The sequence below is a fragment of the Desertimonas flava genome, assembly GCF_003426815.1.
Classification (GTDB): domain Bacteria; phylum Actinomycetota; class Acidimicrobiia; order Acidimicrobiales; family Ilumatobacteraceae; genus Desertimonas; species Desertimonas flava.
The window spans coordinates 179542-195267 of record NZ_QKYK01000005.1 but is presented as its reverse complement, the minus strand read 5'-3'; the positions used below and the strand labels follow the sequence as shown (position 1 = coordinate 195267).

12 protein-coding genes are annotated in these 15726 nt (G+C 70.2%); 5 read left to right on the top strand and 7 right to left on the bottom strand.

The window, feature by feature from the left end:
- Positions 1 to 74: 74 nt before the first annotated feature.
- Complete coding sequence (locus DN771_RS08820; RefSeq protein WP_116996994.1) at positions 75 to 2906, bottom strand: prolyl oligopeptidase family serine peptidase; 2832 nt, start codon at positions 2904 to 2906, stop codon at positions 75 to 77.
- Positions 2907 to 3074: 168 nt separating this feature from the next.
- Between DN771_RS08820 and DN771_RS08815 the strand changes: the two genes are divergently transcribed.
- Genes DN771_RS08815 through DN771_RS08795 form a run of 5 tightly spaced genes read left to right on the top strand, consistent with a single transcriptional unit; the run spans position 3075 to position 8560 of the window.
- Complete coding sequence (locus tag DN771_RS08815) at positions 3075 to 4631, top strand: ABC transporter substrate-binding protein (RefSeq protein WP_116996993.1); 1557 nt, start codon at positions 3075 to 3077, stop codon at positions 4629 to 4631.
- A gap of 53 nt (positions 4632 to 4684) precedes the next feature.
- The gene (locus DN771_RS08810) at positions 4685 to 5629 is read left to right on the top strand and encodes an ABC transporter permease (protein ID WP_205528489.1); all 945 of its coding nucleotides are present in this window, start codon (positions 4685 to 4687) and stop codon (positions 5627 to 5629) included.
- On the top strand, positions 5626 to 6561 hold the full coding sequence (locus DN771_RS08805) for an ABC transporter permease (protein WP_116996992.1): 936 nt from the start codon (positions 5626 to 5628) through the stop codon (positions 6559 to 6561). Before DN771_RS08810 ends, DN771_RS08805 begins: the two co-directional genes overlap by 4 nt.
- Positions 6558 to 7565, top strand: coding sequence for an ABC transporter ATP-binding protein (locus DN771_RS08800; RefSeq protein WP_116996991.1), 1008 nt, complete (start codon positions 6558 to 6560; stop codon positions 7563 to 7565). The genes DN771_RS08805 and DN771_RS08800 overlap by 4 nt, the downstream gene beginning before the upstream one ends.
- Positions 7562 to 8560: an ABC transporter ATP-binding protein gene (locus tag DN771_RS08795; RefSeq protein ID WP_116996990.1), complete on the top strand. Its 999-nt coding sequence runs from the start codon at positions 7562 to 7564 to the stop codon at positions 8558 to 8560. The genes DN771_RS08800 and DN771_RS08795 overlap by 4 nt, the downstream gene beginning before the upstream one ends.
- A 23-nt stretch (positions 8561 to 8583) precedes the next feature.
- On the opposite strand, the gene DN771_RS08790 is transcribed toward DN771_RS08795, so the two are convergent.
- The 6 genes from DN771_RS08790 to DN771_RS08765 all read right to left on the bottom strand — a co-directional run bounded on the left by DN771_RS08790 (position 8584) and on the right by DN771_RS08765 (position 15529).
- Positions 8584 to 9576, bottom strand: coding sequence for an ABC transporter substrate-binding protein (locus DN771_RS08790; RefSeq protein ID WP_116996989.1), 993 nt, complete (start codon positions 9574 to 9576; stop codon positions 8584 to 8586).
- 193 nt (positions 9577 to 9769) lie between these two features.
- Positions 9770 to 11239, bottom strand: coding sequence for a sucrose phosphorylase (gene gtfA, locus DN771_RS08785; RefSeq protein ID WP_116996988.1), 1470 nt, complete (start codon positions 11237 to 11239; stop codon positions 9770 to 9772).
- A gap of 51 nt (positions 11240 to 11290) precedes the next feature.
- Entirely contained in the window at positions 11291 to 12115 is an 825-nt protein-coding gene (locus DN771_RS08780; protein WP_116996987.1) for a carbohydrate ABC transporter permease, read from the bottom strand.
- Complete coding sequence (locus DN771_RS08775) at positions 12112 to 13044, bottom strand: carbohydrate ABC transporter permease (protein ID WP_116996986.1); 933 nt, start codon at positions 13042 to 13044, stop codon at positions 12112 to 12114. Before DN771_RS08775 ends, DN771_RS08780 begins: the two co-directional genes overlap by 4 nt.
- 33 nt (positions 13045 to 13077) lie before the next feature.
- Entirely contained in the window at positions 13078 to 14460 is a 1383-nt protein-coding gene (locus DN771_RS08770) for an ABC transporter substrate-binding protein (RefSeq protein WP_116996985.1), read from the bottom strand.
- A gap of 37 nt (positions 14461 to 14497) precedes the next feature.
- Positions 14498 to 15529: a LacI family DNA-binding transcriptional regulator gene (locus tag DN771_RS08765; RefSeq protein WP_116996984.1), complete on the bottom strand. Its 1032-nt coding sequence runs from the start codon at positions 15527 to 15529 to the stop codon at positions 14498 to 14500.
- Between the last annotated feature and the right edge of the window lie 197 nt (positions 15530 to 15726).

Below are 15726 nucleotides of genomic sequence, written 5' to 3'. Positions count from 1 at the left end.
CGGAGGGGGAGGTCGGTGACGCGAGTGTAGGCCGGGTCGCCGGGTCCTGGTGACTGACGGTCGGGTCGACGTGGTCAGGGGGTGGGGAGGTGGCGGTCGACGAAGGCCAGGACCATCTCCATCTCGTCGACGCGTTCGCTCCGCGAGCGGGCTTCGTGGCCGCGATCGAAGGCGCGGTACTCGTGCTGCTTGCCGAGCTCGACGAGGCGGGAGACGTACAGCTCGATCTGGCGGATTGGGCAGCGCGGGTCGCGCAGGCCGGCGGTCACCAGCACGGGGACCTCGACGTCGTCGACGTACGTGAGCGGCGACGCCGCGGCGTAGGCCTCGGGCACATCGGTCGGCGAGCCACCGAAGCGCACGCGATAGCTCGCCCGCAGCTGATCGCTCATGTCCTCGTACACCGCTGCGGTGTCGGCGACCGGCACGATGGCGACACCGAGCGACCACAACCCGGGCTGCTGGCCGAGGGCGAGCAGGGCGAGGTAGCCGCCCCACGAGCGCCCGGCGATGACGATGCGGTCGGGATCGGCCGTGCCGTCGGCGACGAGGGCGTCACGCACGGCGGCGAGGTCCTCCAACTCGGCGCGCCCGGGGCGACCGATGTTGGCGCCGCGCCACTCCGACCCGTAGCCCGTCGAGCCGCGGTAGTTGACCTGCACCGTGGTGTAGCCGCGGGCCACCCATGCGTTGCGCGTCGCCGAGAAGGAGTCGGTGTCGTGGGCGGCCGGCCCGCCGTGGACGAGGAAGACGACCGGTCCCGGCCCGGCCGCTCCGTCGGCCGCGGCGCCGGGCCGGGCGACGAGCACGTGGACCGGACCGTCGGCTCCGCTCACGTTGAGATCGGCGAGGGCCGGAGCGCCATCGAGCCCTGGAAGTTGGGCGGCAGCGGGCTCGGGTCCCGTCGTCAGCACCGCCGGCGGATGGGACGCCGAGGACCACAGGTACTCGACTCGCCCGTCGGGAAGGGCCGAGGCGTCGGCGACGTACCCGGCCGGGGTCTCCAGTCGCTCGAGCGAGCCGTCGCCGAGGTCGAGGCGGTACAGCTCGCTGCGGGCGCGGTGCTGGTGGAGCACCAGCAGGGCGTCGCCCGCGGGATACCACGATGCGGTGATCTCACCCGGGAGGGGGACGTCGATCTCCCGCTGGTCGCCGGTCGTCACGTCCCAGAGCAACGGCCGTGACCGCCCACCCCGCTCGTGCCGGACGAGTAGCTCGTGGGAGCCGTCGACGGGACTGAACGCGACCGGCCACAGACCCAACGTGGGGCCGTCGGTCAGCTCAGCGACGATGCTGGGGGCGCCGTCGCGGTCAACCCGCAGCACGCGGATCGCCGGCTTCAGGGAGTTGCCGTGCTCACTGTGGGAGATGGAGAGCAGCTCCCCATCGGGCGACAGCGGGCCGGCCGTGGCGTACTCCTCGCTGCGGTACACCAGCGACGTCGCGTCGGCCGGGCGCCGCTCCGGACCGAGGTCGATGACGTACACCTCGGACGCCTCGCGATCGGTCCGGCCGATCGCCGCTCGGCGGCCGCCGAACGACAGGCCGGCGGGGGTGCCGGGCGGGATGGCGTCGGACACGGGGGTGGCCGCCCCGCCGGCGAACGGTTGGCGCATCCACACGCCGTGCTCGTCGCCGTGGTCGTCGGCGAACCACCAGACGTCCTCGCCGTCGACGGGGATGTCGGCCATCAGGACCCCGCCAGGGTGGTCGGTCACCGCGTCGTCGCCGACGACGTCACCCTCCACCATGCCCTCCACCGTGTGGACCTGCCGGGAGTCGGACGCGTCGGTGACGGCGACGCCACGATCGGCTCGCCCGGAGGCGCGCCGGGGAAGCGTGGTGGAGATCACGTCGTACCACCGGTGCCACGTCTGGTCGATCGCGCTGACCGTGCTCGGCGGGTGCGACGAGACGTGCTCGGTCCCGGCCGCCGGGGAGACCAGGCCGAGCGGTCCGACGTCGTCGACGATGCGGTCGGCCGCCGCCGACAGGGCGGCGACCACCGGCTCGATCGACGGCACCTTGAGCAGGTCGGGCCACGACTCGACGGCGACCTGGCGCACCGGCCAATCGGGCACGGCCAGGGTGGCCACGTCGTCGCGTCGCACGGCCAGCAGCTCCAATCCCGGCAGCAGAGCGATGCCGACGCCGCGGGCGGCGAGCGCCTGCATGCTGGCGCAGTCGTCGGCCACCATCATCATCTTCGGCACGAAGCCGGCGCGGGCCGCGGCCCGCTCGAGCAGGCCGCTGAACAGGTCGCTGCCGACGAGGAACCGCTCGTCGGCGAACGGGGCGAGCGAGCTGACCGTGGTGGACGCCAGACGGTGCGAACGCGGGACCACGAGGTGGACGTGATCCCACAGCAGCCCGACACTGCTCAACGGCGATCGTCGCAGCGACGACGTGCCGTCGCTGCGGACGTTGGCCGGTATCGATGCCAGTTCCTCGACGGCGTACCGGTAGGTGACGGCGAGATCGGCGTCGCCGCGGACGACCATCGCCGTGGCGTCGAGCGGATCGGCGTGGAGGAGGCGGACGTCGAGGGCCGGCTGGCTAACGGCCACGTCGGCGAGGGCGTCGGCCACCAGTGTGGCCCGCCCGCTCGAGAAGGCGGCGATGCGCAGCACCCCCGAACGCGAGCCGATCACGTGGGCGAGGTCGCGTTCGGCGACGCGGATCGCCGTGAGGATCTGGTCGGCGTGGCGCAGCAGCGACTGGCCCGCCGGGGTGAGGCGGATCGACCGCCCGGCGCGCGCCGTGAGGGGTGCGCCGACGGCCTTCTCGAGGAGCCGCATCTGGTAGCTGAGCGCCGGTTGGGTGTAGCCGAGGCGGCGGGCGGCTGCCGAGTAGGAGCCGGTCCGGGCGATCTCGCGGAACGACCGCAGGTGCTGGGGGTCGAGCACGTGGAGGACCCTAGACCCCTGATGGCGGGCTTGTGATCAGGGTCTCTTATGGGTTCGCGCCGTTCTCTCTATTTGACGTATACATCCCCGCTTCGTACCGTCGCACCAGGACATCACGCAGCGTGGCGTGCCGTGAACCTGCCCCGGCCAGTCTCGAAAGGACCGCCCATGAAGCCCGTTCCGTTCCGTGCGACGCTCGCTGCCGCGATCGGCCTCGTCGCCGTGTTGCCCATCGCCTCCGGAGCGCTCGACGCCTCGGCGCCACCGACCTCCGACGCTCCCGCATCGGGTGGCGTCCTCGTCGCCGCCCAGAGCGCCGAGCCCGAGCGGTTCGACCCCCACATGACGAGCGGCTACGCCAGCTACCAGGTCCTCGAGAACGTGTTCGACACCCTCGTGCAGCCGGGTGACGATCTGACGATGGAACCGGCGCTCGCCACCGAGTGGACCGTGAGCGACGATCAACTCACGTGGACGTTCACGCTCCGCGAGGGCGTGCAGTTCCACAACGGCCGTGAGCTCACCTCGGCCGACGTGGTCTACAGCTTCGAGCGGATCCGCGATCCCGAGGTGGCGTCCGGCGTGGCCTACCGGCTCGACGCCGTCGACACGATCACCGCGCTCGACGACTACACCGTCGAGATCGTCGTCACGGCCCCGACGCCCAACCTGCTCACGCTGCTCGGCGGCTACAAGGGCATGGCGATCGTCGCCGAGGAGAACGTGACCGACGGTTCGATCGACACCGCGCCGATCGGTACGGGACCGTTCGTGTTCGAGTCGTACACCGCCGGCGACGGTGTCGAGCTCGTTCGCAACGACAACTACTGGCGGGCCGACGAGGGCCTGCCGTACCTCGACGGCGTGCGCTTCGTCGCCATCCCCGACCCCACCGTCAAGCTGACCAGCCTGCAGACCGGTGACGTCGACTGGATCGACGGCGTGCCGCCCGCCGAGCTGGAGTCGCTCGAAGGGTCCGACGACGTGGTCGTCGGTCGCGTCGCCGGCTCCGACTACCACTACTTCGCGCTCAACCAGACCCGTCCGCCGTTCGACGACGTGCGGGTGCGCCAAGCGATCGCCACGGCGATCGACCGTGAGGAGATCACCGAGGCGGCCACATTCGGCGCCGCCACGGCCAACCAGACGGCGATCCCCGACGGCAGCTTCTGGTACTACGACTACGCGCCGTACGCGGCCGGCGACATCGAGGCGGCGCAGGCGCTGCTCGACGAGGCCGGCATCACCGACGGGTTCTCGATCGAGTTCCTCGTCACCAGCGACTATCCCGAGACGGTCACCCAGGCCCAGGTCATCGCCGCCCAGCTCGAGCCGCTCGACATCGAGGTGACCATCAACGACGTCGACTTCAGCACGTGGCTCGATCTCGAGGCCCAGGGCGAGTTCGACGCCTTCATGCTGAGCTGGATCGGCAACATCGACCCCGACGAGTTCTACTACTCGCAGCACCACACCGACGGCACGTTCAACTTCCAGGGCTACAGCAACCCGGCGCTCGACGAGCTGCTCGACGCCGCTCGTGTGGAGCCCGACTCCGACGCCCGCAAGGCGCTCTACGACGAGATCGCCACGATCATCGTCGACGACGCCAGCTACATCTACCTGTACAACCCCGACAACATCGACGCCTGGTCGCCCGACGTGTCCGGCTACGAGACACGGGGCGACAACGCCATCCGGTTCGTCGAGACGTCGCTCGGCTGATCATCGTCACCACCGACCCGGCGTGATCCGTCGTCGCGAGGGAGACTGACCCCGTGCTGCGATGGCTTGCCGTCCGGGTCGGCTCGATGCTCGTCGCCATGCTCGGGGTGACGGTGGCCGTGTTCGCGCTCGTCCACCTGATCCCCGGGGATCCGATCCGCAACTCGCTCGGCACCCGGTTCAACCAGGAGATCTACGACCGTAAGCGGGCCGAGAGCGGCCTCGACCAGCCGCTGGTCGAGCAGTTCGTGCGCTGGCTCGGGCGGGCCGTTCGAGGAGACCTCGGTGAGAGCTTCCGCAGCAACCGCACGGTCACCTCGCTGGTCGTCGAGCGCCTGCCGGCCACGCTGTCGCTCGCCTTCGCCGCGCTGGCCATCGCCCTGTTGATCGCCATCCCGGTGGGCATCATCTCGGCGGTCCGCGCCGGCTCCAAGCTCGACTACGCGGCCACCGCCGCCAGCCAGGTCGGCGTGTCGGTGCCCGAGTTCTGGGCGGCGATCATGTACATCCTCCTGTTCGCCCTTACCCTGTCGTGGCTACCGCCGGCGGGCTACGTGTCGCCGTTCGAGAGCCCCCTCGAGTGGGCCCGCCACCTCGTCCTGCCGGCGTTGACCGTGGGCCTCGTGTCGGGATCGATCCTCACGCGCTTCGTGAGATCGGCGGTGCTCGAGGCGCTCAACCAGGACTACGTGCGCACGGCCCAGGCCAAAGGGCTGAGCTCGCGCCAGATCGTCACCGGACACGTGCTGCCCAACGCGGCGATCCCGATCCTCACCGTCGTCGGCCTGCAGCTCGGGTTCATGCTCGGTGGCGTCGTGGTCGTCGAGGTGATCTTCGCCTGGCCGGGCATCGGCCGGCTCGCCCTCACGGCGGTGGAGGACCGCGACTACGCCGTGCTGCAGGGCGCCGTGCTCTATCTGGCGTTCACGTTCCTGCTCGTCAACCTGCTGGTCGACGTGCTCTACGCCATCGCCGACCCCCGCGTGAGGCTGCGATGAGCGAGACGGCCAGCGGGATCGAGGAGCTCGAGGCGTTCGAGGGCGGGGCGCCCGCCGAGCGCCTGCGCAGCCGGCCCGCCGAGGTGTGGTCGGCGGTCGTCGCCAACCGCCTCGCCGTCGTCGGCCTCGTCGTGTTGGGACTGCTCGTCGTGGCGGCGGTGATCGGCCCGACGATCGCACCATTCGGCATCAACGAGCAGAACATCACCAACCGGTTCGCCGGGCCCAGCCGGGATCACTGGTTCGGCACCGACGACCTCGGCCGCGACGTGTTCTCACGGGTGCTCGTGGCGTCGCGCGGTTCCCTCCAAGTCGGCGCCGTCGCCGTGGGGATCGCCCTCGGACTCGGTGTGCCGATCGGGCTCGTCGCGGGCTTCTACGGCGGGCTCGCCGACGGGGCCCTCATGCGGCTGATGGACATCGTCTTCTCGTTCCCGGCGATCCTCCTGGCCATCGCCATCGTGGCCGTCCGCGGGCCCGGCCTGCTCAACGCGATGATCGCCATCGGCATCGTCTACATGCCGATCTTCGCCCGCATCACGCGCGGGTCGGTCATCTCCGTGCGCAACGAGGTGTACGTGCGCGCCGCCCGCTCGCTCGGGGCATCGGGGCCGCGCATCATGCGCCGGCACGTGCTGCCCAACGTCGTCGGCCCGATCATCGTGCAGACGTCGCTGTCGCTCGCCTTCGCCATCCTCTCGGAGGCGGCGCTGTCGTTCCTCGGCCTCGGGGTGCAGCCCCCGCAACCGTCGTGGGGGCGCATGCTGGCCGACGGGCGCGGGTTCATGAAGCAGGCGCCGTGGATCGGCATCTTCCCGGGTCTCGCCATCGTCGCCACGGTGATGGCCTTCAACCTCGTCGGCGACGGGCTGCGCGACGCGCTCGACCCGCGCCAGAAGAGCATCATCGAGTCGAGGGGCCAGCAGGCATGACGGCGGCCGTCGACGCGGACACGACGCCGCTGCTGTCGGTGCGCGACCTGCGCGTCAGGTTCGGCACCAAGCGCGGCGTCGCCCGCGTGGTCAACGGGATCAGCTACGACGTCGCCGCCGGCGAGACGGTGGCCATCGTCGGCGAGTCGGGCAGCGGCAAGAGCGTCGGGGTGATGGCCCTGATGGGGCTCGTCAAGCAGCCGCCGGGACGCGTCGAGGGCTCGGCCCGGTTCGAGGGCGCCGAGCTGATCGGCGCGACGGAGGCCGAGCTACGCATGCGTCGTGGCAACCGCATGGCGATGATCTTCCAGGACCCGATGACGTCGCTGAACCCGGTGCGCAGCATCGGCTACCAGGTCGGCGAGTCGCTCCGGGTGCATCAGGGCCTCTCCAAACGGGCGGCCCTCGATCGGGCCGGCGAGCTGCTCGACCTCGTGGGCATCCCGTCGCCGCGCCAGCGGCTCCGCGAGTATCCGCACCAGTTCTCCGGCGGCATGCGGCAGCGGGTGATGATCGCCATGGGCCTGGCGACCGACCCATCGCTCCTCATCGCCGACGAACCGACCACCGCGCTCGACGTGACCACGCAGGCGCAGATCGTCGAGCTGGTCGGCGACCTCCAAGCCCGACTGGGCATGGCGGTGGTCTGGATCACTCACGACCTCGGCGTCGTCGCCCGCATCGCGCACCGGGTGCTGGTGATGTACGCCGGGCGCATCGTCGAATCGGGGACGGTCGACGACGTGCTCGCCGACCCGCGGCACCCGTACTCGATCGGCCTGCTCGAGTCGCTGCCGAAGCCCGGCGTCGAGCGGCCCGAGCGACTGTTCTCGATCCCCGGGCTGCCGCCCGACCCCGTGCACCTCCCCGCCGGCTGCGCGTTCTGGGAGCGGTGCTCGTTCCGGCTCGACGACGCCGAGCGCGACACCGTGCCCGAGCTGCGGGAGGTCTCGCCCGGCCACGCCGTCGCCTGCCTGTACGACGTGGCGAGGCCGCGATCGTGACGTCGTCGACGCCTGACGCCGGAACGCCCGTCCTCGAGGTGACCGACCTGGAAGTGCACTTCCCCGTGCGTGGGCGAGGCGTGGTGAAAGCGGTGGACGGCGTGTCGTTCTCGCTGCATCGGGGCGAGACGCTCGGCATCGTCGGCGAGAGCGGGTGCGGCAAGTCGACCACCGGACTCGCCCTGTTACGCCTCGTGGAACCCACCGGGGGCAGCGTGCGCGTCGGCGGCGTGGAGCTGACCGGGCTGGACGGCCGGCGGTTGCGGGAGATGCGCCGGCGGGTCGCGATGATCTTCCAGGATCCCTACGCCTCGCTGAACCCGCGCATGACCATCGGCGACATCGTGTCCGAGCCGCTGGAGATCCACGGGCTGCGCACCGGGCGCAGCGAGCGGCGTCGCCGGGTGGAAGAGCTGCTCGCCATGGTCGGGCTCAACCCCGCCTACCGCACCCGCTACGCCCACGAACTGTCGGGCGGCCAGCGCCAACGGGTGGGCATCGCCCGCGCCCTCGCCACCGAACCCGAGATCATCGTCGCCGACGAGCCGATCTCGGCGCTCGACGTGTCGGTCCAGGCGCAGGTCATGAACCTCCTCGAGGACCTGCAGCGCGAGCTCGGTCTCGCCTACGTGTTCATCGCCCACGACCTCGCCGCCGTCCAGCACATCAGCCACCGCGTGGCCGTGATGTACCTCGGGCGCATCGTCGAGACCGCCGATCGCGAGGCGCTGTACGCATCGCCCGCCCACCCGTACACCGAGGCGCTCCTGTCGGCCATCCCGCTCGTCGACCCGGCCGAGGAACGGGAACGGCGCCGCATCATCCTGCGCGGCGACGTGCCCAGCCCGCTGAACACGCCGACCGGGTGCAACTTCGCCAGCCGGTGCCCGAAGGCGTTCGACGACTGCGAGGCGGTGGACCCGCCGCTGTTCGACGCCGGCGAGGGCCACCGCGCCGCGTGCCTGCTGGTCGACTCGGCCCGCGTCGATCCCTGAACGCGAAGTAGGTCGCGGGAGCGTCAGTCAGCCAGCGTCACCAGCACCGTCGTCTCGACCTCGGTGAGCCAGGCTGCGGCGCTGACGTAGTCGTTGACCGACGTGGCGATCCCGAACGCCCGGTCCTCGGCGATGGCCGGGACACTCGCCACGACCGGGCTGGACAGGATGGCGTCCATCCACGGATACATCGAGCCGTCGCCGCCGATGGGGTAGAGGATCACGTCGGCACCGCCGAGGAACTCGCCGGCGCGCTCGAACGAGTACGACTCGTAACCGCTGGCGGGTTCGGTGTCGTCGACGCCGGCCGGCAGGGACACGCCGAGGCCGTCGTAGAGCAGCTCGCCCCACGTGCTCGTGGGGTAGAGCAGCGAGAACTGGCCGTCGGAGTCGCCGATCGTCACGAAGGCCCAGTGGGCGCCGGCGAGCTGGTCGGCATGGTCGGTCACCACCCGGTCCAGCGTGTCCTCGTAGGCCCGACGGCTCTCGTCGACGGCGTCGGTGGTGCCGGTGAAGACGCCGTAGCTGTCGACGATCGCGCGCCAGTCGCCGCGCGCCTCACCGCCGGCGATCGCGGTCGGTGCGATCGCGGCGAGCCGCTCGTACGTCACCTCGTCGATCTCGTAGGCGTCGCCGACGATCAGGTCGGGCTCGAGGGCGGCGATGGCCTCGTAGTTGAGGCTGTCGAAGCTGCCGACCGTTTCGATCCCGTCGACGACCGCCCACTCGTCGTCGGTGAACTGATCCCGCCACGCGGAGTAGTCCTGAACACCGACGGTGGCCACGCCGATGCCGGCGAGCTGCCACGGGGTGTCGTAGCTGACGGCGACGACCCGAGCCGGCTCGATCGGGACCTCGACCTCGCCGTAGAACGTGTCGACGATGTGCGAATCCGGCGTTGCGGCGTGCGCCATCGTTGGAGACTGGGCACCGGCCGCGACGACGTGGGCGGTGGATGACGTCACGGCGAGGGCCATGACGGCGGCGGCAGCGCCGCGGAGGGTACGGAGGTTCACGCTCAGATAGTAAGTACTCCAAACATCTACTGCAAAGTTCCCCGATCATCGCCTCGATGATCGAACGACGTCGTCGTCGTCGGAGGGCTCGGTCCCGGCGGCCAGGCGCGCAGTAACGGTTGGTAACGGTTGGTGCCAGGCACCAACCGTTACGGGGCAGCCGGTGCCCGGAGGCATCCAGCGACGGCGACGATCAGTGGGTGCCGACGTCGATCCGGCCGCTCGCCAGGTCGACGTCGAGCGTGCAGGACGAGGTCCCGTTGGTCCACACCACGTTCAGCCGGCTGCCGCTGTGGCCGAACGTGGCGTCGCCGTCGAAGGCGGGATGGGTGTTGCGCAGCCGGACCAGATCGAGCAGTCGCCGGACCACCGGCCGATCGAGTGCGGTGAGCACCTCGTCGACCGAGAAGTCGTGCCGGTTGACGGACCGGCCGTCGCCGCTGCGCCGGACGGCGTCCTCGTCGTTCGATCCGGCCAGCAAGCCGACGTAGTAGATCTGCGGAACCCCGCGCGCGAAGAGCTGGATCGCGCGAGCGGCGAGGTACCGGTCGTCGTCGTGGTCGAGCGCGGAGTAGTACGAGCAGTTGATCTGATGGACGTCGAGCTCGCCGGGGGCAGTCGTGGAGAGGAGCCGGTTGACGTTGCCACCCCGCGCGACGGATCGCTCGGTGAGGTCGACGAGGCGAGCCGGCTCGAGGACGCCGTCGAGGTCGGGGCGCACGGGGATGCCGTCGTGACAGTCGAGGGTGGTGAACTGCCGGCTCGGCGAACCGTCGAGGTGTGCCGTCAACGCCGAGGCATCGGCACGATGAAGGGCGTCGAGGACGAGCCCGGGCAGCACGAAGTCGTACGTCCAGTACCCGCGCGCCGACAGCCGGCGGTGGGTGTCGTAGCGGTCGTGGACTTCCGGGAGAAGGACCAGCCCGAGACCATCGGCGACATCGGTGATCCAGTCGAGGAAGTGCCAGATCTCGGGCTCGACCATGAAGCAGTTGGTGCCCGCCCGCTTGGTCACGTAGCCGACGGCGTCGAGGCGGACGAGACGTACCCGGTGCGCGGCGAGCATGCGGAGCCATCCGGTGATCAGGGCGCGGGTCGCCGGCGTGTTGACGTCGAGATCGATCTGCTCGGCCCACTCCGACGTCCCGAACGACGTCCACACCTGCTCGACGGCGCCCGTCGCGGTGATCGTGATCGGCGACAGCGGCGAGTCCGGCTTCCGCAGGGCGATCCGGGCGAGATCGTCCGGCGGCGCCACCCCCGCCGGCCAGACCTTGTCGACGGTGATGAACAGGTCGGCCCACTGCGAGCGCCGGCCGTTCCGTTCGAAGTCGGCGAACTGCTCGCTCCGGCGCGAGATGTGGTTGACCATCACGTCGAGCAGCACGTCGTGATGCTCGGCGATCGCCTCGATGTCCCGCCAGGTGCCGAACGCCGGCTCGATGCGCTCGTACGTCACGGGAGCGAAGCCACGATCGCCGGTGGACGGGAACGGCGGCAACACGTGCACGCCGCGGAACAGCCCCGCCAGCGGGCCGTCGAGGAGGCGATTGACCGCGGCGAGGTCGCCACCGAGCGAGTCGGGGTAGGTCAACAGCTGCGGGCGGGCCGGGACGCTCGCCCTCGTGGACCCGGCGGGACGGGTCGATGGGTCGGTGGGCACGGGGGATCTCTTCGAGTGGGAGTGAAAGTCGGAGTCGTGCTCGGAGAGCGGTCAGCCCTTGACCGAGCCTTGGAGCAGGGCGGCGATGATGTGGCGCTGGAACAGGAGGAACACGATCAGGGTGGGCAGGAGGATCAGAATGGTGCCGGCACAGAGGAGTGGGATGTCGGTCGCGTAGTGCCCCTGGAAGGCGCCGAGCGCGCCTGCCATCGTGCGTTGCTCGGGGTCCTCGACGAGCACGAGGGCGAGCAGGAACTGGTTCCACGTCCAGATCGACAGCAAGATGGCCAATGAGGCGATCGGCGGCCGCGCCAGCGGCACGTGGATGCGCCAGAACACGCTCCACGTTCCGGCGCCGTCGACCTCGGCGGCCTCGGTGATCTCGGCCGGCATGGTGGCGAAGTGGGCTCGCATCCAGAAGACCGAGAACGGCATGAAGAGGCCGATGAGCGGCAGCGAGATGGCAAGGCGAGTGTTCAAGATGCCGAGGTCGTCGGCGAGGAAGTACAACGGCGTGATGATTCCCTCGAACGGCAGCGTCAGGCCGAGCACGAACAGGAGGAGGAGCCAGCGGGCACCGGGGATCTCGAGCAGGCCGATGGCGAAGCCCGCCATCGTCGAGATGACCAGGGCGATCGGCACGACGGTGATCACGATCAGGCTGCTCGACTTCAAGAGTGTGGTCATGTTGGCGACGTCGAAGGCCTCGGCGAAGTTGCCCCACTGCGGATCGCTCGGCCACTCCAGACCCGTCGGTAGCGAGCCGGACGGCTGGAGTGCCGTCGTGAAGATGCTGATGAAGGGCAGGACGGTGAACACCATCAGGGCGGCGAGGAACGTCCGCCCGGCGATCGTCTCGCCGCGTGACGCCGTCATCGGGCACCGCGCCGCGTCAGGCGTTGGATCGGCAGGATGATGACGAGGACCAACAGCATCACGATCACGGCGAGGGCCGACGCCAGGCCGACCTGTCGCTCGAGGAAGGCGAGGATGTAGATCTGGATGCCCGGCACGGCGGTCGCATTGCCCGGCCCGCCACCCGTCGACACGTACACGATGTCGAAGGCCGCCAGCGCGGCGATCATCGTGACGGTGAGGCAGACCCCGATCTCGTACCTCAACCCCGGCAGGGTGATGGCGCGCAGTTCGGCCCACCAGCCGGCTCCGTCGATGCGGGCCGCTTCGTAGAGCGTGACGTCGATCTTGCTCATGCCGGTGAGCAGCAGCACCGTGCAGAACCCGAGCAGCACCCACACACCAATCATGCCGACGGCGGGCAGCGCCCAGTCGAAGTCGCCGAGCCAGGCACGCGTCAGCCCGTCGAGGCCGACCGCGTCGAGCAGCTGGTTGACCAGACCCGACAGCGAGAGCAGCCAGCCCCAGATGATCCCCGCCGCCACCAGCGGGATCACCTGGGGCAGGAACAAGACCGTCCGGGCGATCGTGCCCAGTCGTCCTCGGGCGACCCGGTGGATGATGTTGGCGGCGAGCACTCCGAGCGTGACCGGTACGAGGCTGAAGAACACGACCAGCCGGAGCGAGTTGGTGACCGTCCCGACGAGGTCCGGATCCCGCAGCACCGTGCGGTAGTTGCCGAGACCCACCCACGTCGCTGGTCCGACGCCGTCCCATCGGTACAGCGAGTAGCGGATCGTCTGCGTCAGCGGTGTGAGGACGAAGAGCCCGTAGACGGCGAGCGCCGGGACGACGAACAGCCAACCGATGAGTGACTTGCGGCGGCCGCCGGGGCGGCCGCGGGTCGAGCGCGACGTCGATCGCGCTCGACCGTTGGTCCGAAGTGTCATTCCTGGACGCCGTCCGCCCCGGCCCGCCGGCGCTTACAGCTCGGCGAGCTCGCGCTCGTACTCCGCCTGCACCGTCTCGAGCAGCCCGGCCGCATCCTGGCGGCCGCCGATGAGCTCCTGCAGCGCCGGTGTCCAACCCTGGGCGAAGATCGCACCGGTGGCGTTGGCGATGAAGTCCATCGCCCCGTTCGCCTCGGCCACGCGCTGACCGGCGGCGAGGGTCTCGTTGGTCACCGACGCCGCTCCCGCGGCGGGCACCTCGAGATCGGTCGGCCCACCGGGGTTGGATCCTCCGACGTCGACGTTGATCTGGCGGGCCGCCTCGTTCGTCGCCACCCAGTTGAGGAAGAAGGCCGCACAGTCCTGGTTCTCGGCGCCGGCCCCGATGCCATAGGTCAACGGTGCCGACATCGCCGCCACAGGAGCGCCCTCCTCGAGCGGTGGGAAGAGGAAGAAGCCGACGTTGCCGGCCATCTCGCCGTCGTAGCTCGCGTTCTCCCAGTCCCCGTTGAAGATGAACACGCCCTCACCGCCTCGGAACCGTGCGTTGGCGTCGGTGTACTGCAGGGCGTTGGCGTCCTCGGGGAAGTACCCGCTCTCGACCCACCCCTGCAGGTGCTCGGCCGCCTCGAGGTTGGACGGCGTGTCGATGGTGGCCGACGGCTTCTGGAAGATCCAGTCGTTGATCGGCTCGGGTGGGCCGTAGGCGGCCATCAGCTGTTGCAGCGGGAACGCCAGGCCGCCGCCGCTCGCCGTGGCGTTCCAGACCATGATCGGCAGCTCGCCGGCTTCGCTGGCCGCAGCCAGCAGCTCGTCGAACTCGGCGACGGTGGCCGGCGGCTCGGTCATGCCGATCGCGGCGGCCTTCTCCTTGTTGTAGAAGACCCCCGTCAGGCTGTAGTTGAGGCCCATCGCGTACAGCGAGCCCGAGCCCCGCGTCCCGTCCTCGGCGACACGGTTCTGGGCCAACTGGGCGGCGGGCCACTCGTCCCAGCCGAACGCCGAGGCGTAGTCGTCGAGGTTGAGCAACAGATCGTCCCGAACGAGCGAGACCATCGACGGCAGACGGATGAGGTCGGGCGGGTTGTCTCCCGCGAGCAGTCGCGGTGTCGCGTTCATCAGATTGGTGAACTGATCCTGGCTGATGTCCCAGGTGACGTTCGGATACTGCGCGGTGAACTCGTCGGCGAGTTCGAACGGCAGGTCGAAGCCGGTCTCGAAATAGGCCCGCAGCTCGACGGGCTCGGTTCCGCAGCTCGGCGCACCGGCGTCGGTCGCTGCCGAGCCCGATGCCGAGTCCGGTGGTGCCGAGGCGTTCACCCCGGACGCCGCGACCGCCGTCGCGATCGCCACGGTGCCCGCAACGATCACCCGCCCCCGGGTCCCGGAGCGGCTCCCCCAATGCCTTCTCTTCATGACGTTTCCTCCTTGTTCTGATGAGGCCCAATAGCGATCAGCGTCGACCGCCGGCCGGCGGTCCCGTCGTGGAGCGGACGACCAGCTCCGGCTGCAGGCGGACCACGGCCGGGGGGTCGGACCGCCCGGCCATCTCGGCGAGCAGGAGCTCGGCGCCCCGCCGGCCGGACTCGACGAGGTGCTGGCGAATCGTGGTCAAGCCGACGTAGTCGGCGGCCTCGACATCGTCGTAGCCGATGACGGAGAGATCTTCGGGCACGCTGAGCCCGGCGTCGCGGGCGGCGGCGAGGACACCCAGGGCCTGCGTGTCGCTCGCCGCGAAGATGGCGGTGGGCCGATCTGGTCCGCTGAGCATCTCCAGCGCCAGGTCTCGAGCCTCGTAGCGTCCGTGCTCGCCATGCCGCACCCGTGGCTCGGGCAGGGCGATTCCGGCGTCGGCGAGCGCCTGCCGCATGCCGGCGGTGCGATCACGGCTCGACGTGAAGCCGAACGGATCCTCGGTGGCGTCGGTGATGACGCCGATCTGGCGGTGGCCGAGATCGACGAGGTGACGTGCGGCGAGGGCGCCCCCGTCCCTGTCGTCTCCGACGACGCGTGGCGAGACCGCGACCGCCGCGACGTGGACATCGACGAAGACCACCGGAATCGCAGGGTGATCGAGCGCCCAGGGCACGGTGTCGGGCGGGGGCAGCGAGACGACGAGCAGGCCGTCGTGGCGCCGACGGTCGACGAGGGTTTCGAAGAAGTGGTCCCGTTTGTGGACCGACTCCACGTTGTAGACGACGAGGTCGAGCTCACCCTCGCCGATCGTGCTCTCGATGCCGCGGAGGCGTTCGACGGCCTGGGAGCGGGTGAGGTACGACATCACCACCCCGACCGTCATCGTCCGGCCGAGGCTGAGGCGCCGGGCCGCCGGGCTCGGTGTGAAGGCGAGGTCGGCGGCGACGGCGCGGATGCGTTCCGCCGTCGCCACGTTGACGATCTGTTGCCCGTTCAGGGCGCGCGAGACGGTCGTGACGCTGACGCCGGCTTGACGGGCGACGTCGCGGATGGTGACCGACTTCTTCACAGCTCCCCGTTCTGTGGCCTGAAACCGGTTTCATGCAACCGGTTTCAGGAACAGTACCACCCCTCGTCGCGGCGTCAAGGGCCGGCGAGGACGCCGCCGCGACGACCGACGAGGTCGGCATCGCCGTCGGGATCGCCCGTCAGGACCACGGCCGTGATGGGGCGACCCCACTTCGGCCGAATCCCGTACTACCTTCC

Coding starts and splice junctions, on each gene's coding strand:
- DN771_RS08775 (WP_116996986.1), bottom strand. CDS start 13,044: ATGACACTTCGGACCAACGGTCGAGCGCGATCGACGTCGCGCTCGACC.
- DN771_RS08800 (WP_116996991.1), top strand. CDS start 6,558: ATGACGGCGGCCGTCGACGCGGACACGACGCCGCTGCTGTCGGTGCGC.
- DN771_RS08780 (WP_116996987.1), bottom strand. CDS start 12,115: ATGACGGCGTCACGCGGCGAGACGATCGCCGGGCGGACGTTCCTCGCC.
- DN771_RS08770 (WP_116996985.1), bottom strand. CDS start 14,460: ATGAAGAGAAGGCATTGGGGGAGCCGCTCCGGGACCCGGGGGCGGGTG.
- DN771_RS08815 (WP_116996993.1), top strand. CDS start 3,075: ATGAAGCCCGTTCCGTTCCGTGCGACGCTCGCTGCCGCGATCGGCCTC.
- DN771_RS08805 (WP_116996992.1), top strand. CDS start 5,626: ATGAGCGAGACGGCCAGCGGGATCGAGGAGCTCGAGGCGTTCGAGGGC.